Source organism: Paenibacillus guangzhouensis (genome assembly GCF_009363075.1).
GTDB classification, from domain to species: Bacteria; Bacillota; Bacilli; order Paenibacillales; family Paenibacillaceae; genus Paenibacillus_K; species Paenibacillus_K guangzhouensis.
The window spans coordinates 2,959,004-2,980,534 of sequence record NZ_CP045293.1; the positions used below are offsets into that span (position 1 = coordinate 2,959,004).

The 21,531-nt window shown below is 47.1% G+C and carries 25 protein-coding genes; all 25 read right to left on the reverse strand.

Annotated features, from left to right (window positions below):
- Positions 1 to 42: 42 nt before the first annotated feature.
- Complete coding sequence (locus GCU39_RS13250) at positions 43 to 1,017, reverse strand: polyprenyl synthetase family protein (protein WP_152393955.1); 975 nt, start codon at positions 1,015 to 1,017, stop codon at positions 43 to 45.
- A complete protein-coding gene (locus GCU39_RS13255) occupies positions 1,014 to 1,880 on the reverse strand; it encodes a menaquinone biosynthesis protein (protein ID WP_152393956.1) in 867 nt (288 codons plus the stop codon). The genes GCU39_RS13250 and GCU39_RS13255 overlap by 4 nt, the downstream gene beginning before the upstream one ends.
- Complete coding sequence (locus GCU39_RS13260) at positions 1,837 to 2,487, reverse strand: UbiX family flavin prenyltransferase (RefSeq protein ID WP_152393957.1); 651 nt, start codon at positions 2,485 to 2,487, stop codon at positions 1,837 to 1,839. Before GCU39_RS13260 ends, GCU39_RS13255 begins: the two co-directional genes overlap by 44 nt.
- Position 2,488: 1 nt before the next feature.
- On the reverse strand, positions 2,489 to 3,358 hold the full coding sequence (locus tag GCU39_RS13265; RefSeq protein ID WP_152393958.1) for a UbiA-like polyprenyltransferase: 870 nt from the start codon (positions 3,356 to 3,358) through the stop codon (positions 2,489 to 2,491).
- Positions 3,351 to 4,082, reverse strand: a complete 732-nt coding sequence (locus tag GCU39_RS13270; RefSeq protein WP_407671675.1) for a demethylmenaquinone methyltransferase — start codon at positions 4,080 to 4,082, stop codon at positions 3,351 to 3,353. Before GCU39_RS13270 ends, GCU39_RS13265 begins: the two co-directional genes overlap by 8 nt.
- 4 nt (positions 4,083 to 4,086) lie before the next feature.
- A complete protein-coding gene (locus GCU39_RS13275) occupies positions 4,087 to 4,953 on the reverse strand; it encodes a heptaprenyl diphosphate synthase component 1 (protein ID WP_193726915.1) in 867 nt (288 codons plus the stop codon).
- A gap of 116 nt (positions 4,954 to 5,069) precedes the next feature.
- Positions 5,070 to 5,651, reverse strand: coding sequence for a hypothetical protein (locus GCU39_RS13280; protein WP_152393960.1), 582 nt, complete (start codon positions 5,649 to 5,651; stop codon positions 5,070 to 5,072).
- A 57-nt stretch (positions 5,652 to 5,708) separates the two neighbouring features.
- Positions 5,709 to 5,945, reverse strand: a complete 237-nt coding sequence (mtrB, locus tag GCU39_RS13285) for a trp RNA-binding attenuation protein MtrB (protein WP_152393961.1) — start codon at positions 5,943 to 5,945, stop codon at positions 5,709 to 5,711.
- An 83-nt stretch (positions 5,946 to 6,028) separates the two neighbouring features.
- The gene (locus GCU39_RS13290) at positions 6,029 to 6,301 is read right to left on the reverse strand and encodes an HU family DNA-binding protein (protein ID WP_152393962.1); all 273 of its coding nucleotides are present in this window, start codon (positions 6,299 to 6,301) and stop codon (positions 6,029 to 6,031) included.
- Positions 6,302 to 6,518: 217 nt separating this feature from the next.
- A complete protein-coding gene (locus tag GCU39_RS13295) occupies positions 6,519 to 7,514 on the reverse strand; it encodes an ABC transporter permease (RefSeq protein WP_152393963.1) in 996 nt (331 codons plus the stop codon).
- Entirely contained in the window at positions 7,511 to 9,028 is a 1,518-nt protein-coding gene (locus GCU39_RS13300) for a sugar ABC transporter ATP-binding protein (RefSeq protein WP_152393964.1), read from the reverse strand. Before GCU39_RS13300 ends, GCU39_RS13295 begins: the two co-directional genes overlap by 4 nt.
- A 41-nt stretch (positions 9,029 to 9,069) precedes the next feature.
- Positions 9,070 to 10,176 (reverse strand): sugar ABC transporter substrate-binding protein, encoded by a 1,107-nt coding sequence (locus tag GCU39_RS13305; RefSeq protein WP_152393965.1) that lies wholly within the window; start codon positions 10,174 to 10,176, stop codon positions 9,070 to 9,072.
- Positions 10,177 to 10,373: 197 nt separating this feature from the next.
- Positions 10,374 to 11,852, reverse strand: a complete 1,479-nt coding sequence (spoIVA, locus tag GCU39_RS13310; RefSeq protein ID WP_152393966.1) for a stage IV sporulation protein A — start codon at positions 11,850 to 11,852, stop codon at positions 10,374 to 10,376.
- Positions 11,853 to 12,228: 376 nt separating this feature from the next.
- Positions 12,229 to 12,669, reverse strand: coding sequence for a disulfide oxidoreductase (locus tag GCU39_RS13315; protein ID WP_152393967.1), 441 nt, complete (start codon positions 12,667 to 12,669; stop codon positions 12,229 to 12,231).
- 13 nt (positions 12,670 to 12,682) lie between these two features.
- Entirely contained in the window at positions 12,683 to 13,429 is a 747-nt protein-coding gene (locus GCU39_RS13320) for a DsbA family protein (RefSeq protein ID WP_152393968.1), read from the reverse strand.
- Between the two features lie 24 nt (positions 13,430 to 13,453).
- Positions 13,454 to 14,203 carry a hypothetical protein gene (locus GCU39_RS13325; RefSeq protein ID WP_152393969.1) on the reverse strand — a complete coding sequence of 250 codons (750 nt, stop codon included), beginning with the start codon at positions 14,201 to 14,203 and terminating at the stop codon, positions 13,454 to 13,456.
- On the reverse strand, positions 14,200 to 14,544 hold the full coding sequence (locus GCU39_RS13330; RefSeq protein WP_152393970.1) for a 2Fe-2S iron-sulfur cluster-binding protein: 345 nt from the start codon (positions 14,542 to 14,544) through the stop codon (positions 14,200 to 14,202). The genes GCU39_RS13325 and GCU39_RS13330 overlap by 4 nt, the downstream gene beginning before the upstream one ends.
- Positions 14,545 to 14,578: 34 nt before the next feature.
- Positions 14,579 to 14,881, reverse strand: a complete 303-nt coding sequence (locus GCU39_RS13335) for a 2Fe-2S iron-sulfur cluster-binding protein (protein WP_152393971.1) — start codon at positions 14,879 to 14,881, stop codon at positions 14,579 to 14,581.
- Positions 14,882 to 15,009: 128 nt separating this feature from the next.
- Positions 15,010 to 15,282 (reverse strand): stage VI sporulation protein F, encoded by a 273-nt coding sequence (locus tag GCU39_RS13340; RefSeq protein ID WP_152393972.1) that lies wholly within the window; start codon positions 15,280 to 15,282, stop codon positions 15,010 to 15,012.
- Positions 15,283 to 15,358: 76 nt separating this feature from the next.
- Positions 15,359 to 16,405: an NAD(P)H-dependent glycerol-3-phosphate dehydrogenase gene (locus GCU39_RS13345; protein ID WP_152393973.1), complete on the reverse strand. Its 1,047-nt coding sequence runs from the start codon at positions 16,403 to 16,405 to the stop codon at positions 15,359 to 15,361.
- Positions 16,398 to 17,012 (reverse strand): glycerol-3-phosphate 1-O-acyltransferase PlsY, encoded by a 615-nt coding sequence (gene plsY, locus GCU39_RS13350; protein ID WP_152393974.1) that lies wholly within the window; start codon positions 17,010 to 17,012, stop codon positions 16,398 to 16,400. The genes GCU39_RS13345 and plsY overlap by 8 nt, the downstream gene beginning before the upstream one ends.
- Before the next feature lie 21 nt (positions 17,013 to 17,033).
- Positions 17,034 to 18,356 (reverse strand): ribosome biogenesis GTPase Der, encoded by a 1,323-nt coding sequence (der, locus tag GCU39_RS13355; protein WP_152393975.1) that lies wholly within the window; start codon positions 18,354 to 18,356, stop codon positions 17,034 to 17,036.
- 128 nt (positions 18,357 to 18,484) lie between these two features.
- The gene (locus GCU39_RS13360; RefSeq protein ID WP_152393976.1) at positions 18,485 to 19,006 is read right to left on the reverse strand and encodes a YphA family membrane protein; all 522 of its coding nucleotides are present in this window, start codon (positions 19,004 to 19,006) and stop codon (positions 18,485 to 18,487) included.
- A 145-nt stretch (positions 19,007 to 19,151) separates the two neighbouring features.
- Positions 19,152 to 20,213, reverse strand: coding sequence for a type 2 isopentenyl-diphosphate Delta-isomerase (gene fni / locus GCU39_RS13365; RefSeq protein WP_152393977.1), 1,062 nt, complete (start codon positions 20,211 to 20,213; stop codon positions 19,152 to 19,154).
- Between the two features lie 27 nt (positions 20,214 to 20,240).
- Positions 20,241 to 21,476, reverse strand: a complete 1,236-nt coding sequence (rpsA, locus tag GCU39_RS13370) for a 30S ribosomal protein S1 (protein ID WP_152393978.1) — start codon at positions 21,474 to 21,476, stop codon at positions 20,241 to 20,243.
- Between the last annotated feature and the right edge of the window lie 55 nt (positions 21,477 to 21,531).

Below are 21,531 nucleotides of genomic sequence, written 5' to 3' on the forward strand. Positions count from 1 at the left end.
AATTAGTCAAAAAACTATATATGCAATCGTTCACTACCTAGATTAGTAGGAACGCTTCGCAACAAAGTGAGCGATGTCGGTTAAATTCTTCTTCGCCTTGCCGTTCGGCAAACCTTCAAGCGCGTGCAGCGCCTTCGCAATATAACGATCAGCCATCTGCTCCGCCAGTTCAAGACCTTGGCTGCCTCGAATCATTTGGATCGCAGTGGATGCATCGTAACCGCCTTCCTGCCGCTGGATCTCAGCGATCTCGGCCAGTAAGGGCTCGCGAAGCTTGTCTTCTTGAAGCGCAAGCAGCACGGGCAACGTAATATTCCCTTGACGCATATCACTGCCGGGTGGCTTACCAATTTGCTTCTCCGTTCCGCATAAATCAAGTAGATCATCACGGATTTGGAAAGCCATTCCTACATTGTAACCGAATCGATATAAAGCTGCACTAACTTTTTCCGAGGCTCCTGACGCAACAGCTCCAAGCTCACAGCTAATCGCGATTAACAAAGCTGTCTTGCGGCGGATTCGAAGTAAATAGTTGCGAATGGTCTGGTTCGTATTGAAAAAATCCCGCAGTTGCTCCAGCTCACCGATGCACATTTGCACGATCGCCTTCGACAAGATTTGGTGAATCTTTGGATTATGTAATTGGGTGACAAGGGTCAATGCCTTCGCATAGAGATAGTCCCCCGTGTACATGGCAATTTTGTTGTCCCACTTGGATTTCACCGTGAGTTGTCCACGTCTTGTATTGGCATCATCAATCACATCATCATGTACAAGCGTGGCCATATGGATCATCTCAAGCGGTACAGCGATATGCTTCAGCTTCTCCAGATCGTACGTTCCGAACTTGCCTGACAGCAGTACGAAGACAGGGCGAAGCCGCTTCCCCCCTGCTTTGAATAAATGCAATGACGCCTCGCTCAGCAACGCATGATCACAGCGAATCTCCGACTCAAGCTGTTTCTCGATGAATTGCACGTCCTTCTTCATCGTCGTATAGAGTTCCATTAGTTTCATTCTTTCACCTGTGTGACCGTATTATCTGACCAAATGCAGATTTCAACTTCCTTATCTATAAGCCCGAGTTCTTTGCAATATCGGAAATACAATTCTAACCCATTTTGCTGTGATTGTCCAAAATGATGGCATAATCCTCCAAAATATTGACGCCAGTACGACGGTGTTCCGCCGATTTCAATGCATGCTTTGCGTACAATCGGCTCGACATCGCGGCTCGTCCGCTCTTTGCTGTCCTTAAAGGCTTGAAGAATCGCACGCATCACGTCCGGGTATTTCTCCGTCGCTTGACGAGATACCGCCCAGACCGCAAACGTCATCCATTCGCCTGTAAAAGCATTCCAACGTTCAGCTAGGTCCATGACTTCATATTCCGCGTGCTGCCAATCTGCGCGAATGGCATGATCTCCGATAAGCAGGGCCGCATCGGCCTGTTCCATCATCTCTGGCAGTGAAGGGTCCATCACAACATACTTCGGCGATCCGCCATAGAATTTCTCGATAATAATCTTCAATAAATTGGCGGAGGTTGCCGAGGTATTCGTCAGTGCGATCGTGCCATGCAGTACCTCTTCAAGCGGTTTCTTCAGGAACAACAGAATCGATCGAACGGGTCCAAATGCGCTTACCGATAGATCTGGAAACAGATAATACTGCTCCCAGGATGCGCCATAAGCGAATGACGATATTGGACCAAGATCGATTCTTCCTTCGAGCATAGCCCGATTGAGCTCAGCGGGGACCTGCTGCGTCGTCTCTACGTTAATATTTAATTGCTCCGGACTAAAGTGATAAAACACCGGCCAGACATTCGTATAATTAATCTCTCCGATGCGAATCGGATTGCTTGACTTGCTGCGCATCCGAATCCCCCCATCTGATGTATAATTCATGATCGATATGAACCTGATCGAGCACTTTGCCAACCAGGAAATTCACCATATCATCCAAAGTCTGTGGTCCGTAGTAGAATGCGGGCATCGCTGGAACGATTCGGACGCCCAGCCGTGCCAATTTCAGCATATTCTCTAAGTGTATGGCATGAAGCGGCGTCTCCCGCGGCACGATGATCAGCGGTCGTCCTTCTTTAAGCATGACGTCTGCAGCACGCCCCATCAAATTATCAGAAGCCCCATGCGCGATGGACGATAACGTCCCCATGGAACAAGGCATGATAAACATCCCGGCCGCACGAAAAGAGCCGCTCGCGATGCTCGCGCCAATATCCTGAATCGGATGATAGATGTACGTGCCTTCGTAATGTCCGAACTTCTGGTTCAATACGTCCGGACGACGAACCACTTCCCATCCGAGCTCTTCCTTGATCACGCGCCATCCGGCATCCGTGATGATGATATGCACTTCATATCCCGCTGCGAGCAGAACCTCGATCAATCGAACGCCATAGATCGAGCCGCTTGCACCCGTGATTCCGACAGCCCATCGTTTCGATTGCGGCATGATGTTCATCTTAGTGGAACACCACCAAATCAAGGAATGTAAAGACAAATACAACGACGCTCAGAATCCCATTCATGGAGAAGAATGCCGTATTCACTTTACTAAGATCATGTGGCTTCACGAGTTTGTGTTCGTAATATAAAATTGCATAAGCAATAATCATGCCGGCAAAATACATCCAGCTCAAATCGGTCATGAAATATAGGGCAATAAATCCAATCGCCGTGAGGATATGAAAACCACGAGCAATCCATAATGCTCCCTTCAATCCAAAGCGAACAGGAATGGAATGAAGGCCCTGCGCCTTGTCGAACTCATAATCCTGACATGCATATATAATATCGAACCCTGCCGTCCAGAACGCAACGGTAAAGTAGAATACCATGGCCGACCAATCCGCATTATTCGTAACAGCAACCCAGCCGCCTAGTGGGGCAAGCGCAATCGTAAGTCCTAGAACCACATGGCATAGCCATGTAAAGCGTTTCGTATAAGAATAGAACACAAGAAAAAAGACCGCAATTGGCAATAAGCGCATTGCAAGCGGTTCGAGTTCAGCTGCCGCCCAAAATAATAGTCCGAATGAAACAACAGTAAATAATACGACTTCCCCGACCTTTAGCAGCCCGGCTGGAATGGCTCTGCCTTCCGTACGTGGATTCTTCTTATCGATCGCTGCATCAATCAATCGGTTCAATGACATCGCTGCTGTTCTGGCCCCCACCATGGCGAGTAGAATCCAACCGATCTGCGCCCAGGATGGAAGATGGTGATTCACAACAACGGAGCCAAGAATGGCTCCCATGAATGCAAATGGCAATGCAAATAACGTATGTTCAAACTTAATCATTTCTAGGAAAATAGCAATTTTCTTAAACATTGTTACGCTCCTTCATCCCAATATGAAGCGCAGCAATGCCACCGGTAAGCGGAAAAGCTTGTACATCGTGCAGGCCAATCTCGCGGTAGATATCAGCGAGCTCATGACGACCTGGAAAAGCAACTAACGAATCCGGAAGCCACTTATACTGTTCATAACGCTTCACAAGATATTTCCCAATGAGCGGAAGGACCTTTTGGAAGTAGAAATAATAAATGCCTTTGAACGGCTGCCAAGTCGGTTTGGATAACTCAAGGCATACCACCATTCCGCCAGGTTTGACGACACGCCGCATCTCCTTAAGTACCTGCTTTAAATCCGGAACATTGCGAAGTCCAAAACCGATCGTAGCATAATCGAATTGATTGTCTTCGAACGGAAGTTCCATCGCGTTGCCTTGCACCAAATCAATTTGACGGCTTTTGCCAGCACGTTCAACCTTCACTTTACCTACGTCGAGCATGTTCTGACTAAAATCAAGACCGACAATATGACCGGTCTGACTAGCCTCCGCGATACTGATCGTCCAATCACAAGTACCGCAGCACAAGTCGATCGCTGTGTTACCGGGCATGACGTTCATCTTCTTCATCGTAAATTTACGCCATGCCTTATGGCGCCTGAAACTCAAGACATCGTTCATCATGTCGTACTTCGGAGCAATATTCTCGAAGACGGCGTGAACGAATTGTTCTTTGGTTTTGGATGAATTCGTATCCATCATTCACTCAACCTTCCTTCACGACTGTCAGAGGCTCACGTGTTATTCGAAGGAATGGCTCTGCAATACTCATAAGGTCTCGGTGGACCTTCTCTGAGATCGGCTCGCGAAGCATGTTCTGAATATCAGCAATGGTCTGACGAAGCTTGTCTAATAATAAATTGTGTATATTATATTTCGTCCACAAGGACTTGATATGACGAACTTCTACTTGGTTATCCCGCAGTAATTGTTGGTCCTCTTCCGTCCCCTCCTGCAAAATATGCCAAAAGGCCCATGAGCCTTTGAACGTGCGCAGCTCACGATTCTTGTTCAATTCTTCACGAACAATTTCACATTGGGTAAAAGCGCGCAGCATATCCGGCCAAGACTTCTGATTCACCTCGTCCATGAAGTACTGAAAGGTAGTGAACAAATACATTTTGAGCTCTACGAGCATGGACATGTAGTCATCGGTAGAGAGCAATAGTTGTTTCACGCGCATGTACAAATTCATTTTCTGTCGATTCACTTCACATATGGCTTCACTTAACTGTCTCACCATATTCACTTCACCTGCTTGTGCAAGCAACTGGTAGAATCGACTACTGAAGAAATCTCCTGCGAGTACGTTTACCTGACGCGTTCGCATTTCACGTTCCGATTTCTTCTCATCATCAGTATCGATCAAGTCATGGGTGTCAAGCCCCATCTGTACGAGCGAAGTCACGAGCGCATACAGCTCGCTATTGCGCTTGATCGACGGGGTTTTATCCAAGTAAACAATCAACAGTCGAATGCGAGCGTCCGGGAAATCGGGCATCTCCATATTGCTGCTGATCATATCATGTTTCATCGCCTTTTGGGCCAATTCTGGAATCCGATATCGTTTCATTAAGATGCCTCCGAGCATACTGCGAGTACAAAATTCTGTAGACCAAGCAATCTAAATTATTATAGCATAAGTTATTTACCCACGCACTGAATCTCATTCGCTTTTTTTGACAGAAATTAATCCGTAGATCCGAATTTTTTATTCCATAATGCTGTATATCGTAAATGCAGCTTCTCTTCAACGTCAGGAGATGGTGCACTCTTCAAGGTCCGAATTTGCTCTAAATCGGCATGATTCAGATCGTCCCGACTTGCATCCGCAGCCAAGAGCAGACGCTTCGTTGAGGTTAAACCATCATCAGGCGTCACAAATCGTAGAAAAAGCTGCTTCACATTCGTTGTTTGGGTAAAACTGAATAAAATCATCTGATGCAAATGGTCATAAATGGCCTGAACCGCATCAGGTGTATTGCTCACATTTAAATCAAGGGTCAGCGTCGACCCGCTCCAAACGGCTCGGCTAATATGCATGCGAAGCGGAAGTCCTGCAAGAACATCGACCAGATTGTTCGAATGAATATCGATCGGTGCCGTCTCCAAGATGACAGGCAACGTCCGATGATCATGTGAAGATGACATCGCACCTTGCGCAAGCCCTGAGATCAAGAGTGTAACAAGAAGTGATCCTGTACATGCAAGTAAGATCGGTTTCAATAAACGCATGAATAGCGCCCCTTTCGCATGGATCGGTTCGTCCACGAATAACCACCTACTGCATTGTACAATCAAAAAAAGCAGGCTATGCCTGCAAATTTGCTAACTGTCTGTTTCTACCGTACCATATTTGGTCAATACCGTTGCACTGCCCCGAATTTTGATCGCCGAAGTATGGTCTGTAAACTGCGCAATCAGCACCTCACCCTTGTCCAGCTTCTCGGTGTGATGGAATCTTGTGTCTTGTCCGCGCGTTAAGCCGATAACTTGAACGCCTTGAGACTTCGCCTTGACAATAATATACTCGGCACTGCTGTTATTCTTCTCTTCCACCTGCATGACTCTCCCTTCGTGATAGAAAAGAAAAAGCCGTGAACAACAGTCACGGACTAATTCTAAAACATGCTAATATGTACAATCGTTTATTTAATTCCGTCTTTAAGTGCTTTACCCGGTTTAAACGCTGGGATTTTGCTAGCTGGAATTTCGATTTCTTGACCCGTTTGCGGATTGCGACCCTTACGAGCGGAACGTTCACGTACTTCGAAGTTACCGAAGCCAACGAGTTGAACTTTATCGCCGTTTTGAAGTGCTGCAGAAATTGCATCAAAAACTGCATCTACTGCTTTAGTCACATCTTTCTTCGAAAGCTCAGTTGCCTCAGCTACTTGTGCAATCAATTCAGATTTGTTCATGCTCTTTTCACCTCCCCAGAAGGATTATGCTCCAATATCATACTGTCTTTACCGTTTCGCCCAAAATTATACATACGGCTTGGATATTCATCTTTCTCAAAACGGCCCGGCACCTTCGTGCAGGCAGGAACAAACTTATAGTAATACACTGTGCCCAGAATTTCAAGTGCTCGCAGCCGTTTTAGCCCATAATACGATGGAAAATCCAAATCTTTGCTTAATTCTTCCCTGATCTTGTGCGATACAGGTAATAAAACGTGACAGCAAGCGCAAGAACAAGCACGATCCCTTTGATGATATCATGCATAAAATACTGCACATTCATCATCGTCAATCCGTTCACAAGCACCCCAATTAAGACTGCGCCGAAAAATGTGCCGATAACATTCGGTTTCCCTGCGCCCATGACAGAGAAGCCAACGAATACAGCAGCTACAGCTTCCATGAGGAGCGGTGCACCTGCATCAATCTGACCTGAGCCAATACGAGCTGCGAAGAGAACTCCCCCGAATGCAGCGAACATTCCCGATGCGATATAAGCCAGCGTACGAACCTTTTTGACCTTAATGCCGGACAAGCGCGCCGCTTCTTCATTGCCGCCCGTCACATACATTTGTCTGCCAAAACGGGTATAGGTCAAGAAAATATGAACAACGGCGACGGCGATAATCAACAGAATTACGGGCACGGGAACGCCTAGCCATTCGCCCTGGCCCAGCCAAAGAAACGATTCGCTGAATTTGCCTGGTGCCTTCGTCCCATCTTGGAATTGCATGTTGTTATAGATGGAATAACCAGACGTGTAGGTCTTATGCAATCCTGACACGATATACATAACTGCCAGCGTAGCTAATAAGTCCGGGATACGAATCTTCACGATGAAGAATGCATTTACGCAGCCAATGACAGCCCCGATCAGTAAAGGAACTAGAATAACGATATAAAGTGGCTGCTCGTACCATACCATAAGCGATGCCGCGACTACGGTAGAGATAGAGACTGTTGAGCCGACGGACAAATCGAACCCATCGACAATGAGTGATAGCGTAACCCCGATCGCAACGAACGTCACGATGGAAATCGAACGCAATATATCCGTCAAATTCGCATAACTAAAAAAGTGTGGGAGCGTTAAAGAGAAAAATAAAATAACGCCAAAAATGACGATGAGTGATCCATACCGAAATAATAATTGCAGCACATTGTTCTTCATGCCTGTTCCTCCCGACCTGCGCTTGCGTAATACAATAGTTTCTCTTGTGATGCTTCTTCTTGGCGGAACTCCTTCACGATACGTCCTTCACACATCACAAGAATACGGTCTGCGATGCCGATCGCTTCCGCGAATTCACATGTGAAATAGACAATCCCTTTCCCCTGCTCGGCAAGATCCCCGATTAAGCGAAAAATGTCGCTCTTCGCTCCAATATCGACACCTTTGGTCGGTTCATCGAACAGGAAGATATCCGCCCCTGTCTCTACCCATTTCCCTATTGCGACCTTCTGTTGATTTCCGCCGCTTAGGAACTTCACCTGCTGCTTCATGGACGAAGTCTTAACGCCAAGCCGTTCTATGAGTCGACCTGCATGAGACTGCTCCATGCGGCTGCGAACGAAACCGAATTGGCTGAGCTGTTTCAGGAGCGGCAAACTGAGATTGTGCTGCACGGAGTCCTCTACCATGATTCCATGCTTACGACGTTCTTCGGGTACCAGTACGATCCCCGCTTCGATCGCATCCGTTGGATCTTTCAGCTTCAGCGTGGCACCCCGTAATTGAACATGACCGCTATCCCTGCGCAAGGCGCCGAACAACACATTCGATAATTCCGTCTTCCCAGCACCGACTAGCCCAACAATCCCAACAATTTCACCTGCACGAACCTCCAGATTGACCTCCTTGACTTTGTTTCCTGACGTCAATTGATCGGCTTTGAGCAAGACCTCGCCAATGGCCACCTCTCGTTTCGGAAACTCTTCATCAAAAGACTTGCCGAGCATCTGCCCGATGATTTCCTCGATGGAAGAAGCCTGCGTCAATGCCGTATAGACATGCTTCCCATCCCGCATGACCGTCACGCGATCACAGTGCTCAAACACTTCCGGAAGCCGATGGGAGATGAAGATACAGCCAATGCCTTCGGTTTTCATTTGTTTCATCACACGGAAAAGGTTGTTCGTCTCTTCGTGGCTTAACGGTGCTGTAGGTTCGTCAAAAATAATAAATTGGGCTTTCTCCACCAACGTTCTTGCAATCAAGACCATTTGTTTCTCGGAAAGGCTGAGCCCTTCTACCTTCTGCCGTACATCGATCGTTGCGCCAAGTTTGGCTAATGCCGCTTCTGCTTCCTGATAGATTTGTCCCCAAGAATGCCATAAACCGCCTTCCCTATTGGAAAGTCGGTCTAGTAGAATATTCTCAGCAACGGTGATTTGCGGCACAAGCGCGGTATCTACCTCTTGGTATACACAATGAATGCCTTGTCGCTTCGCATCAGATGGCGACTGCATCCGAATCTCTTGTGAACCAATCGAGATCGTCCCGGTGTCCATGGTATATGCGCCGGACAATATTTTCATCAATGTGCTTTTGCCGGCTCCATTGGCGCCGAGAAGCGCGTGAATTTCACCGCTGTGCACGGTGAAATCCACTTCGCTGAGCGCCGGAACTCCCGCAAACGACTTCGTGATGCGCGATAGACGTAACGTCTCTTGGTTTGCAGTCATTGCATTCGAACCTCATTTCGCTCTGTTGTTCAATTTTACTTTTACTTCGTCTCGTAATCTTTCATCCAGTCTTGTAATCCTTGGGTGCTGCTGCCCCAACCTTTAATATATTTGGATAAATCCGTTGTCGATACTTGCTCTGCAGGAAGCGCATCACGGTGGACGAACACAGGATCAAGCACGACGGTGTCGTCTGTCGTATCGCCATGCAGCTTCTGATACAGGTAGCGGACTTGGACACGTCCAATATCCTTCGGATCAACCGCCGCAGATGCTACCCATGGATTCGCTTTATCTTGAATCATCTGCAAGTCTTCATCACTCATATCGATTCCGTATACTTTAATCTCATCACGGCCTGCTTGCTGAATCGCACGAGCTGCGCCTTTTGCGAACTCATCCCAAGCAGTCCATACCGCAGAGATATCCCCTTTGTTCGGGTATTGCTTCAAGATCGCTTCCATTTGCGCTTGGGTATCCAGTGCTGTATTCGCGGAAGCTGCACCGAATGTTGCAACCTCTTTAATGTCCGGATTTTTGCTCATGAAATCTTGATACGCGATTTGTCTGCGTTCCATTGGTGCAAAGCCCGCCACCCAGACTTTAACGATGTTGCCTTTGCCGCCGATATCTTTACCCAATTGCTCCAGTGTCATTTCCGCCATCTTCTGATCGCCCTGTTGAAGCACCGTTACGCCAGGTACTTTCACGTCGGCATCGAATGCGACAACTGGAATTTTGCTGTCAACTGCTTTCTGAATCCCCGCTTGCAGTGCTTCAGCCGTACCGTGATCCGTCAGAATCCCATCGAATTGCTGGGTAATCGCAACATTTAAGTTCGAAGCCATTTTCGTCAAATCGCTATCGGAAGCAAATACGCTCACTTCACCGCCGAACTTCTTCACTTCTTCCTTCACGCCTTCAATATACTGCTGTGAGAACGTACCGATGTTAAATTGCATAACAAGGGCGATTTTCTTCCCTTTTAGCGGCAGATCTTTCGATGCATCAGCTGATGTCTCCGAACCTGCATCCGCTTTGACATCGCTTGTTGTATTCTTTGCACCGCATGCGCTGATGATGAATAACATCAAGATCAAAGAAATTAACGTTATTTTTTTGCTCACGATTCCAACCTTTGCTTTCATTTTCATTTCCCCCTGTAACAAGTTCTCAATCTAGTAATCTTTAGGAACCTTTTCCCATAGATTCGTTAAGCAATACTATAACCTTTAATTCCGACCTTGTAAATTGGTTTTAAAAATATTTTGGCGATTTTTCCCGAAAAACGACAAAAGAGACGCTAGAGTAAGCGCCTCTTTTACTGAAGTATGATCCTTGAAGCCTATAGAATAATTGCGATCAATCCGCCTGAGCCTTCGTTGATGATGCGGCCCAGCGTCTCCTGCAGTTTGTATCTTGCATTATCTGGCATCATGGCAATTTTGCCTTGGATGCCTTCACGCACGATGGAGTGCAGGGAGCGGCCGAACATATCTGAATCCCATACCTTGATCGGATCGTTCTCGAAATCCTGCATTAAGTAACGTACCAATTCTTCACTTTGCTTCTCGGTACCGATGATCGGTGCGAATTCCGATTCGACATCCACACGAATCATATGAATGGATGGTGCCGTTGCTTTGAGACGTACACCGAATCTTGAACCTTGACGGATGAGTTCTGGTTCATCAAGCTGCATCTCGGCAAGCGTCGGCGCTGCGATTCCATAACCCGTCGTCTTGACCATTTCCAGCGCTTCAGAGAAGCGGTCATATTCCCGCTTCGCATGGCTGAATTCCTGCATTAATTGCAAGAGATGATCTTTGCCACGGATTTCAACGCCGACGACTTCCATCAAGATTTGATCATACAGCTCATCGGGTGCATAGAGGTCAATCTCGGCAACTCCTTGACCCATATTCATTCCGGAGAGTCCTGCACGATCGATGAAATCATATTCCATAAATTGAGCGACAACGCGATCTACATCGCGCAACCGGCGAATATCCTTCACCGTGTCACGCACAGAGTTCTCGTAGTTGCTCCGGAGCCAGTGGTTATCATTTAGCACCATGACCCAGCTCGGAAGATTGACGTTCACTTCATGCACCGGGAACTCATAGAGAACCTCGCGCAGAACGCCCATCACATCTTCTTCACCCATGGTAGCGACGCTGAGCGTCATAACAGGAATATCGTATTTGGCAGCGAGCTCGCTGCGAAGCTGTAATGCCTCTTCGCTACGAGGGCGCGTGGAGTTAATGATCAAGACGAACGGCTTGCCGACTTCTTTTAATTCGGCGATGACACGCTCTTCCGACTCCACATAGGAGCTGCGAGGAATTTCAGCAATCGTGCCATCGGTTGTTACGACGACACCTAGCGTGGAATGCTCTTGAATAACCTTACGCGTCCCAATCTCGGCAGCTTCTTGGAATGGGATCGGCTCTTCGAACCAAGGCGTTGAGATCATTCGAGGTCCATTCTCATCCTCATAGCCTTTGGCGCCGGATACCGCATAGCCTACGCAATCCACGACACGCACATTCACATCTAGGCCCTCAGCGACACGGATTTGCACCGCATTATTGGGTACGAATTTCGGTTCGGTCGTCATGATCGTTTTGCCCGCAGCACTCTGAGGTAACTCATCAATCGCTCTAGCGCGGTCTGCATCACTTGTAATATTGGGTAAAACAACCGTCTCCATAAACCGTTTGATAAAGGTTGATTTTCCCGTGCGGACCGCACCGACGACCCCGAGGTAAATATCCCCGCCGGTACGCTCAGCAATGTCCTTAAAAATGTCCACTTTTTCCACTGATATCCCCTCCTAAAATTTCTCTGATAGACAAATCTACCAGAAAACTTGTTCACTATTCACTGCAACGTATGAGCTGTTGCCGTTGTCGCCAGTGTTTGCCGCCGCCAGGAATCAACTATGCGAAATGCGCGCAATGCGACGTTAACTCGTACATGCATTTGGACTAGTAACATCTTATGAGCGAGTGGAAAAAATATGACGTTTGTTTTGCAAAAAAATAGATTCTCGTCATCTCTCTCTTCTAGGTGTTACCGTCCATGAAGCCTTCCAAGTATGATATATGACCAAAGCGGCAACCATATACATCTTTTTTGAGCTGATCAAAATAAAAAGCCCTTCAAAACGGTTCCACGTCTGAAGGACTTGCTCAACATTATTCATTGTCCGCCTCTTGCTCTTGCGCTCCGCGGCCCATTATGATCAATACAATCGCAATAAGAACAAATGCTGTTAAAGCCAGCATCGGAATCGTAATAAAGCCGAACCAGTTCAAATAATCGAAATTACAAGGAATACCTACCTTACATGGCGCTAACTGTGCAAATCCCGGAATCTTCTGCTCAAGAATATGCCAAGTCGAAATGGAACCACCGATGAGGACCATCGGCAAAGCATACCGTGTAATGCGCGTATTGTGCTCGAAAGCTGCGATCCCCAAAATAATCACGAGTGGATACATCAAGATGCGTTGGAACCAGCATAACCGACACGGCTCATACAAGAGCACTTCACTCATATAGAGACTGCCGGCCGTGGCAATGATCGAGATCAGCCATGCGACATAAAGCCCGTACTTCTGTATCCATTGTCTCATGAAAGGCCCTCCATTACTTCGATAGTTCAGCTTCAATCAATTTGGAGACATTCTCGAAATCTGGCGCCCCCACCGGCTTGCCATTCACAAATACAGTAGGCGTCGACGTGATGCCGAGTTGATTCACGATCTTATGGTCGTTATCAAGTTCCTGATCAAGCAGTCCATCCTGAACCTCTTTCTTCACTTTCTCCACATCAATCCCCGGAATATCCTTCACGATGTTCGAGAGCATCTCTTCAGTCGCCCAGATCTCACGCTCATCGCCTTGCTGCTCATACAAATGCTGATAATAGGTCCAGAACGCTTCTGGATTCTGTTTGTATACAGCTTCGCCGAACAAAGCAGCCCGCTTCGAATCGTTATCTGACAGCTTGAACGTCTCACTCATGAAAGAGAAGTTAATAAAGCTGATCTTCGCTTTCCCTGAATCAATATACTTTTCTTTTAATTTCGGGAACACGTCCGTCTCGAATTGGCGGCAAGATGGACACTTGAAGTCACCGAATTCCACAATTTCAACCTTCGCATCTTTATTGCCCAGCACCGGCTGGCCAGCCGTTGAGATCTCGTAGGTTTTTCCTTCTACAGGCGGTTCATCCGCTTTGGATGGTGATAAGGCATTGATGACAACAAGTGCGCCAACCAACAGAACGACAACAATACCAAGAAACCACCCGAAAAATTTGTTATTCGGCTTCGATTTCGTCTTATTCCCCTTATATGTAGAAGTATTTTTCTTATTCTTGCTCTCACCCATAATAGACACCTCTCCAATGATTTATCAGTTACTTAATACAGGCACAGGCTGTTCATTGACCCAATGATATGCAGTTGATTTTACCGGTGAATAGAAAGATGCATCCACCAAATAATCACGCAAATCCTCTACCTTCGTACTTACGGTTCCCCCAGCCTTCTGAATGGCGGTTACGATATCTGCCGCATAATCGACATAGACTTTCCCCTTCTTATCGATCATAATCTGCGTCGGTTCCCCTGAATAAACGCTCTTAATCTCTGGCGGTTTGCCGCTTAGCTGCTTCGTATCAACTTCATAGAAGTCGGGGTAGAGTTCTTTCCCAAGCGGCAACGTCCCTGGATGCGCTTTCGCGAACTGATCGACAAGCTTCTGAATATCATTCATATGCTGGTAGACCGTTAAATCCATCAATTTCACAACAGGCTTGGTCTCTTCATTGATAATGATGAAGTAACCTGGGCCACCTTTCTCGTAGGAGGCCACCGGAACATCGCTCAGAAACTTCCCATCAACGAGAGGTTCAAAGTTAATCCGGTACTTCTCGAACTTCGGGACATCATTGCCGCTTGTAATGATCGGCAAAATTCCTTTTTCTTTCTGAAATGCTTCTACAGCATTCTGCACCAGCAGCGTCGTCTCCCGATAGGAGACTTGATTCTCCGCGCGAAGCTCCTTAGGATATAGGCATCCCGTTGTTGATAATGCCAGCATGGTAAGCACCACCATGATTCCGGCTGTTCGTATGTACTTGATACGCGACCTTGCTGTCACAACCAGTCATCCTCCTGTTTCTGACGGGCAAGCTGCTTTCGAATCGCCGCTTTGAGCGGATCTTCCGGGACGGTAACCGTCATTTCCCCGCTGACTCGCGCTTGACAAGCAAGCCGAATCCCACGTTCGACAAGCGAGCCCAGTTTCATTTTTTCTTGCATTGTTGGAGGCATCAATCCTTCTTGATTCAACACTTCAACTTTACACATCAAGCATGAAGCCCTGCCATCACAGCGCGTACGAATGGCTACTTTGGCGCGGCGAGCTGCATCTAGAATGGACGTGCCAGGTCTCACTTGTATTTTTCGATGTTCCGGTTCAAATGTCACTTCGTACTGCATCAGATTTGCCTCGCTTTGTTATGTACTTTCATGACTAGAAGTATGTTTTGTTCTTGGCGCTAATGTCCCCTGCTTCACGAATAATCGCTTGGCAGCCCAGACGATAGCCTTCCTCAATCTCTTCTTCGTCCAGCCGATTCCATTCCGCATCCGTTGGCGGCTCTAAGAATTCTGCGCCAGACTCAACATAGCACCGGCAGCGCGCACAAGTCCCTCGCGTACAAGAGAAGCCCCAATCCACATCATGCTTGATGGCAAGATCAAGGATCGACTTCCCAACTTCCGCCTCGACGGATTTTGTAATTTTCTTACCGATTAACTCTACTGCCTGTCCCATGCTTAGCCCCCATTTCTCTGTTGTCAACTATTTATATCATACAGGCTCCACAACATTATAGCACTCCAAAAAAAAGAACAAAAGATGACTCTTCCATTCTCTCGAGTCCGCTTTTGTTCTTGGTTCATCTACTTCTTCATCAACATTTTCATCACCGATTCCATATTGCTCATCCCGCCGCTGCTCTTGACGGTTTTAATGATGTCATTGATGGTTGCTTCCGATACCGGAATCTTTGCCATGTTCGAAACTTGTTTTATAAGTTCGCGCAGCTGGGATTCGCTTTGCATCGTACTAGGCTTGACATTGCTGGCTAATTTTTTGATTTGATTCTCGGATATATTTTTGCCGGTCTTTTGTTTTACTTTATTCAATATATCCTTAGATACGTTCTTAGACATCGTACCCCTCCTCTGACGTGACTTCAACACATCATATGAGAGGGACAGTCACTTGGTGTAGGCGAATGAACAGGGACTAAGACTTTCGAATCCAATCTTCTTTCTGCGTCTTCGCGATCTCTTCAATCTCATGTGTTCTTACCCGACCCATAAGTGCTTCCACAGCTTGCTTGCTCGGTTTACCCTCGAACAACACTTGGTATAGCTGATCTGTAATCGGCATATCGACATGGTATTGACGCGCCAACGCATAGGCAGCTTTGGTCGTTCGAATTCCTTCCACCACCATACCCATCTCTTGCAGCACCGTATCAATGGACTTGCCTTGCCCGATCATCGAACCTGCACGCCAGTTCCGGCTGTGCTGACTGGTACACGTCACGACAAGATCGCCGACGCCCGCAAGTCCTGCGAAGGTCATCGGGTTAGCCCCCATTTCAAGGCCAAGTCGTGCAATCTCAGCTAATCCGCGCGTCAAAAGCGCTGCCTTCGCATTATCTCCATAACCAAGTCCATCCGACAGTCCTGCCCCAAGCGCAATGATATTCTTGAGCGCACCCGACAGTTCAACGCCGAGCACATCCGGGTTCGTATAGACACGGAAGAATGAATTAATGAATAAGTCTTGCGCCGCTTCTGCTGCTTGAAGATTCGCCGACGCCACAACGACCGTGGTCGGGCATAATCTTACAACTTCTTCAGCATGGCTAGGTCCTGACAAGACGACGATACGAGAAGGATCACATGCTAATTCTTCCGCGATGACAGTAGACATGCGCTTCAATGTCTCGGTCTCGAATCCTTTCGTCGCATGAATAACAAGTGTATCTGCAGCAAGATACGCTTTCAATTCTCGCGTCACGGCTCGCATGGCTGAGGAAGGCGCAACGATTAAGACGGCCTCTGCACCGGTAACAGCCTCTTCCATCGACGTCGTTGCGACGATGCGTGACGATAAATCAACCCCAGGCAAATAACGTTCATTCCGATGCTGTTCGTTCATTTGTTTGACTTGGTCGGCATTTCGTGACCACAGCATAACTTGGTGTTCATTATTGGCAAGGACGCTGGCAAGTGCAGTACCCCAGCTTCCTGCGACAAGGACAGCTACTTTTTTAGACAACGCGACGTTCCCCTTTCTTCGCACCCAGCTTGTTCTCTTTCCCCTGAACAATCTTCACGATATTCGTACGGTGTCTGACAAATGCGAAAATACATAAGAGCAAGCTCGCCCACAAGACTTCATGCGGCCGATTCATCACAATAAGCAATATAGGCAATGCCGCGGAGAGGATTAACGACCCAAGGGATACATATCTTGTCACGGCAATGACGATGATCGCCGTAATGCCTGCGATCAAGGAAGGTAAGAAAGCAAGAGTCGCCATGACACCAATCGTCGTTGCAATCCCCTTTCCACCTTTGAACCGGAAATAAATAGGCCAGTTATGGCCCACAATCGCCGCAATCCCGCATAACACAGGAATCCAAGGGGAGACATCGCCCATCCACTTGCCTAGCCATACGGCTAGAATTCCTTTGCCCATATCCAGCAATAATACACAGATTCCCGGACCCTTGCCGAGGACCCGTAAGGTGTTCGTTGCACCTGCGTTGCCGCTGCCATGCTGGCGAATATCAATGCCTTTTAACCATTTGGCGATAACGACACTGAAGCTGACCGCACCGATGAGATAACTTAGAATGATTGAGATAATCGCTAGAACCACAGTTCTCCTCCCCTTAACCCACTATTCTTGATCGGTCTTCCGTCGAGTAAAGATACGAATCGGTGTGCCTTCGAACGTAAACGCAGCCCGTATCTTATTCTCAAGGTACCGTTCATATGAGAAGTGCATCAGCTCCGGATCATTAACGAAGACGACAATCGTCGGCGGTTTCACGGCAACTTGTGTCACGTAGTTAATCCGCATGCGACGACCTTTATCTGTCGGTGGAGGATTAATCGCAATCGCATCAGAGACGATATCATTAAGAATATGTGTCTGGATACGCTGCGCATGCTGCTCAGATACATGCTGTACAACAGGCAGAAGCTTGTGTAGACGCTGCTTTGTCTTCGCAGACAAATAAACAACCGGACTGTACGTCATGAATAGGAAGTGATCCCGAATTTTTTGCGTAAATTGTTGCATGGTCTTATCGTCCTTCTCGACAACATCCCACTTATTTACGACAAAGATCGATGCTTTCCCTGCATCATGCGCATACCCCGCGATATGTTTGTCTTGATCAATAATTCCTTCTTCGCCATTGATGACGACGAGGACAACATCCGCGCGCTCGATCGCTTTAATCGCACGCATGACGCTATATTTCTCTGTCGATTCATAGACTTTACCCCGTTTGCGCATACCAGCTGTATCGATCAGAACATATTTCTGTCCATCGCGTTCAAATGGGGTATCGATTGCATCTCGTGTAGTCCCGGCAATATCACTTACGATGACACGCTCTTCACCTAGAATCGCATTCACAAGCGATGATTTGCCGACATTTGGACGGCCAATTAATGCAACACGAATGACATCCTCGTCATAGACTTCTTCTTCTTTCTCCGGGAGAAGCTCTACAACCGCATCGAGTAAATCGCCAATCCCTGTTCCGTGTGAGCCTGATAAGGCAATCGGATCACCTAAGCCCAGGCTGTAGAATTCATAAATTTCATCCATCCGGCTCAAGTTGTCAACTTTATTCACTGCCAAGACGATTGGTTTGCCTGAACGGAACAAGAGCTGCGCTACTTCCTCATCGGCATTCGTTAGCCCGCTCTTCGCTTCACACATAAACACAATCACATCCGCCTCTTCGATTGCAAGCTCAGCTTGGACTCGAATCGACTTCAAAATCACATCTTCGCCATCAATCTCAATACCGCCTGTATCAATGACGCTGAATGGTACACCGTTCCATTCAGCAGTCCCGTAAATACGGTCACGCGTAATCCCAGGCTTGTCTTCCACGATCGCTAGACGATCCCCGATAATCCGGTTGAAAATCGTCGATTTTCCTACGTTAGGACGCCCAACGATGGCAACTACGGGTCTAGACATAATCCATTTCCTCCTATATCGAATGCTTCTCTGCAATCATGAAGCTACATTCCTTCTAAATTTTCGTGCCCCAGCCAAAGTATTCGGAATCAACCGCAAAAGTTTCTCTTCACTTTGGTGAGTCTTTTTTATTTCTTCCAACTCTTAAACCGTTCATAGAAAAAACCTGCCGTATTCTTACCGAGCTGCATGACGCTCTCAAAACACCACGCCGTTAATCTTGCAGTTAGGATTGAAATCCACCAACCGTCATACCATGCTGCCGAACCTAATATGATTCCTAATCCTCCTGTCATTCCTTGCAATAACGCATCCCCAAGCAAGAACCCTACCGTAATAATAATAAGCTGCTCCTCGATGGATTGTACCGCGAGAAGGACGCATGCCGTCGATACGATCACAGGATCCCATCGCGATGACACCCAGATGAAGATCGGATCCATCATAACGAAATGCCCGAACAACGCATATACAATGCCAATGAGCAGCGTAACGATCAAAACGTAGATTTTACGATACCACGGTTCCAGCTTATCAAAGCAATAAACCGCTGTGACAAGCAGAACGAGTACACCCATATTCAGAGTCGTCGTCGCATAAATCGGAACTGTAAATAAGACGGATATCGGAAAAAGAATCATAAACAACATACAAGATCGATAAGTCAATGAAGAAACGAATATTTCTCTCCATCCACTGCATAGTAAAATAACAACAATTAAATACACTAATAATGCGATTGTACCAGCATTCAATAGGATCACCTCAGCTGATCCTATTATCTGTCAATCCTGTTTATTTTAACCGAGGATTCTGCCTTTGCGCATAGGTTCGAATATCTATTCCTCGGGCATAACACCAATGTGCCGTTTCACCGCTAATAATCATCGGTACATGCCAAAGATCCGAAATACTTGATGCACCGAGCCCCGTCATGATCAGTGATAACTGCTCATGAAGCTGCGTAATCTGCCGAATAACCGCATCGGTCCCTTCGTGCTTCAATGTCTTTAGGAATGTCCCTGCAAGGCCAGCAGCTCCGGCTCCAATCGACAGCGCTCTGCATAGATCAAGTGCATGATTAATGCCTCCGGAAGCCATAATCCGGTTCGGTAGAATAGCTTGTCCTACTTCCAACAGCGCACAACTCGTCGGAATTCCCCAGTCGTTAAGCCATCCTATCGATTCCTCACGCCGAGCGTTCTCGATCGCAGCGAAATTCGTTCCACCAAATCCTCCGACATCGATGACAGATACCCCTGCTTCATGAAGCTTCTTGCTCGCATCGACAGTCATTCCGAAGCCAACTTCCTTCACGATGACAGGAACATCGATCGACTGGACAATAAGGGCGATACGCTCCAAGACTCCTCGAAAATCCCGATCTCCTTCCGGCATGATCAGCTCTTGCATCGGGTTGATATGAATCTGCAGCGCATTTGCTTGAAGCATATCAACGGCTATCTTGACCTGCTCAACCGTCGCTTCACTCCCTAAATTAGCGAAGACAAGACCCGCTGGATTCATCTCACGAACGACCGTATAACTAGAACGTACTTCCGGATGCCTTAGCGCAGACATTTGAGACCCGACCGCCATAGCAATTCCAGTCTCTCTTGCTGCAATAGCTAGATCACGGTTGATTGCCTCGGTTTCTAGCGCTCCTCCAGTCATCGCATTAATAACAATCGGCGAACTCAATTTGAGCTCGCCGATGGTCGATTCGAGTGACACGGAAGAGAGAGATTGCTCAGGCAGACATTGATGCACAAACCGGATATCCGAAAGTCCGTGTTTACCGCTCTGGCCCGTTTGCAGCGCATGCTGCAAATGCTCAACTTTGCGCGAAACACGCATCTCTCCATTCCCCCCGTATGAACTGTTCTAGTTTTTGAATTTGCTTAGTTTGTCGCCGAATTTCTCTGCAAGAGAGAAGCTCATGCCTTCGTTGCTAAGCGATACGTTAGGGTTGTTCAATTTGATCTCTTCTCTAGGCGCTCTAGTCGAAGATTTTGGTTGCTTCTCAGCTTTAGGAGCTTCTGCTGGAGCTTCTTCTGTTTCTTTGATGCTAAGGCTTACGCGTTTCTCAGCAACATTCAGATCCAAGATTTTCACTTGAACGCTTTGTCCTTCTTTCAATACTTCATGCGGCGTACCGATATGACGGTGTGCGATTTGAGAAATGTGCACAAGACCTTCAACACCTGGTGCGATTTCAACGAATGCACCGAAGTTCACAAGACGTTTAACAGTACCTGTTACGATATCGCCAATATTGAATTGTCCAGCCGCTGTGTCCCATGGACCTGGTTGTGCAGCTTTGATACTCAAGCTGATTTTACCGTTAGCTGGGTCAACTTTTAATACTTTCACGCGAACGCTTTGACCTTCTTGAACAACATCAGCTGGCTTCTCAACATGAGACCAAGCAAGCTCAGATACGTGAACCAAACCATCCACGCCGCCGATATCAACGAAAGCGCCGAATTGTGTCAAGCGTTGCACTGTACCGTCGATTTCTTGACCTTCTTGCAAGTTCGCAATGATGTTTGCTTTGTTCGCTTCGAACTCTTGATCCAATACGTCTTTTTGGGACAAGATGACTTTGTTGTTCTCACGATCTAATTCTTTTACTTTAACGCGAAGCGTTTTACCTTTGTAATCGCTGAAATCTTCAACGAAATGACGCTCTACCATCGATGCTGGAATGAAACCGCGTGTACCTACATCAGCAACGAGGCCACCTTTTACCACATCTGCTACAACAACTTCGAATACTTCGCCGCTGTCTAGCTTCGCTTGCAATTGCTCCCATGCGTTCTCGTTATCGATTTGACGCTTGGATAATACCATTTTTTCGTTTTGATCATCAATTGTCACGACTCTACACTCCACTTCTTGGCCAATTTGTACCGCATCCGCTGCATTATCAACTTGTACAGAAGACAACTCGCGAATCGGGATAATACCATCATATTTATATCCAAAGCTGACAATGGCTTGGTTATCCTCAATCTTAACGATCGTTCCTTTTACCGTGTCCCCTTTTTTGATGGATACGATGTTGTCGAGATCCGCTTGACTCTCAACCGCTTCTACTTGCACATTTTCTTCAGACATTCGTTATACCTCCTCAGTTCAAAGCCCCATTTATTTAAACCTGCCATGTAGGCAG

Coding starts and splice junctions, on each gene's coding strand:
- GCU39_RS13315 (WP_152393967.1), bottom strand. CDS start 12,669: ATGAGACAATGGATACAGAAGTACGGGCTTTATGTCGCATGGCTGATC.
- GCU39_RS13275 (WP_193726915.1), bottom strand. CDS start 4,953: ATGAAACGATATCGGATTCCAGAATTGGCCCAAAAGGCGATGAAACAT.
- der (WP_152393975.1), bottom strand. CDS start 18,356: ATGTCTAGACCCGTAGTTGCCATCGTTGGGCGTCCTAACGTAGGAAAA.
- GCU39_RS13260 (WP_152393957.1), bottom strand. CDS start 2,487: ATGAACATCATGCCGCAATCGAAACGATGGGCTGTCGGAATCACGGGT.
- GCU39_RS13330 (WP_152393970.1), bottom strand. CDS start 14,544: ATGCAGTACGAAGTGACATTTGAACCGGAACATCGAAAAATACAAGTG.
- fni (WP_152393977.1), bottom strand. CDS start 20,213: ATGCGTGTTTCGCGCAAAGTTGAGCATTTGCAGCATGCGCTGCAAACG.
- GCU39_RS13305 (WP_152393965.1), bottom strand. CDS start 10,176: ATGAAAGCAAAGGTTGGAATCGTGAGCAAAAAAATAACGTTAATTTCT.
- GCU39_RS13295 (WP_152393963.1), bottom strand. CDS start 7,514: ATGAAGAACAATGTGCTGCAATTATTATTTCGGTATGGATCACTCATC.
- GCU39_RS13255 (WP_152393956.1), bottom strand. CDS start 1,880: ATGCGCAGCAAGTCAAGCAATCCGATTCGCATCGGAGAGATTAATTAT.
- rpsA (WP_152393978.1), bottom strand. CDS start 21,476: ATGTCTGAAGAAAATGTGCAAGTAGAAGCGGTTGAGAGTCAAGCGGAT.
- GCU39_RS13250 (WP_152393955.1), bottom strand. CDS start 1,017: ATGAAACTAATGGAACTCTATACGACGATGAAGAAGGACGTGCAATTC.
- GCU39_RS13265 (WP_152393958.1), bottom strand. CDS start 3,358: ATGTTTAAGAAAATTGCTATTTTCCTAGAAATGATTAAGTTTGAACAT.
- GCU39_RS13335 (WP_152393971.1), bottom strand. CDS start 14,881: ATGGGACAGGCAGTAGAGTTAATCGGTAAGAAAATTACAAAATCCGTC.
- GCU39_RS13340 (WP_152393972.1), bottom strand. CDS start 15,282: ATGTCTAAGAACGTATCTAAGGATATATTGAATAAAGTAAAACAAAAG.
- GCU39_RS13300 (WP_152393964.1), bottom strand. CDS start 9,028: ATGACTGCAAACCAAGAGACGTTACGTCTATCGCGCATCACGAAGTCG.
- mtrB (WP_152393961.1), bottom strand. CDS start 5,945: ATGCAGGTGGAAGAGAAGAATAACAGCAGTGCCGAGTATATTATTGTC.
- GCU39_RS13270 (WP_407671675.1), bottom strand. CDS start 4,082: ATGATGGATACGAATTCATCCAAAACCAAAGAACAATTCGTTCACGCC.
- GCU39_RS13360 (WP_152393976.1), bottom strand. CDS start 19,006: ATGTTGTTTATGATTCTTTTTCCGATATCCGTCTTATTTACAGTTCCG.
- GCU39_RS13290 (WP_152393962.1), bottom strand. CDS start 6,301: ATGAACAAATCTGAATTGATTGCACAAGTAGCTGAGGCAACTGAGCTT.
- GCU39_RS13320 (WP_152393968.1), bottom strand. CDS start 13,429: ATGGGTGAGAGCAAGAATAAGAAAAATACTTCTACATATAAGGGGAAT.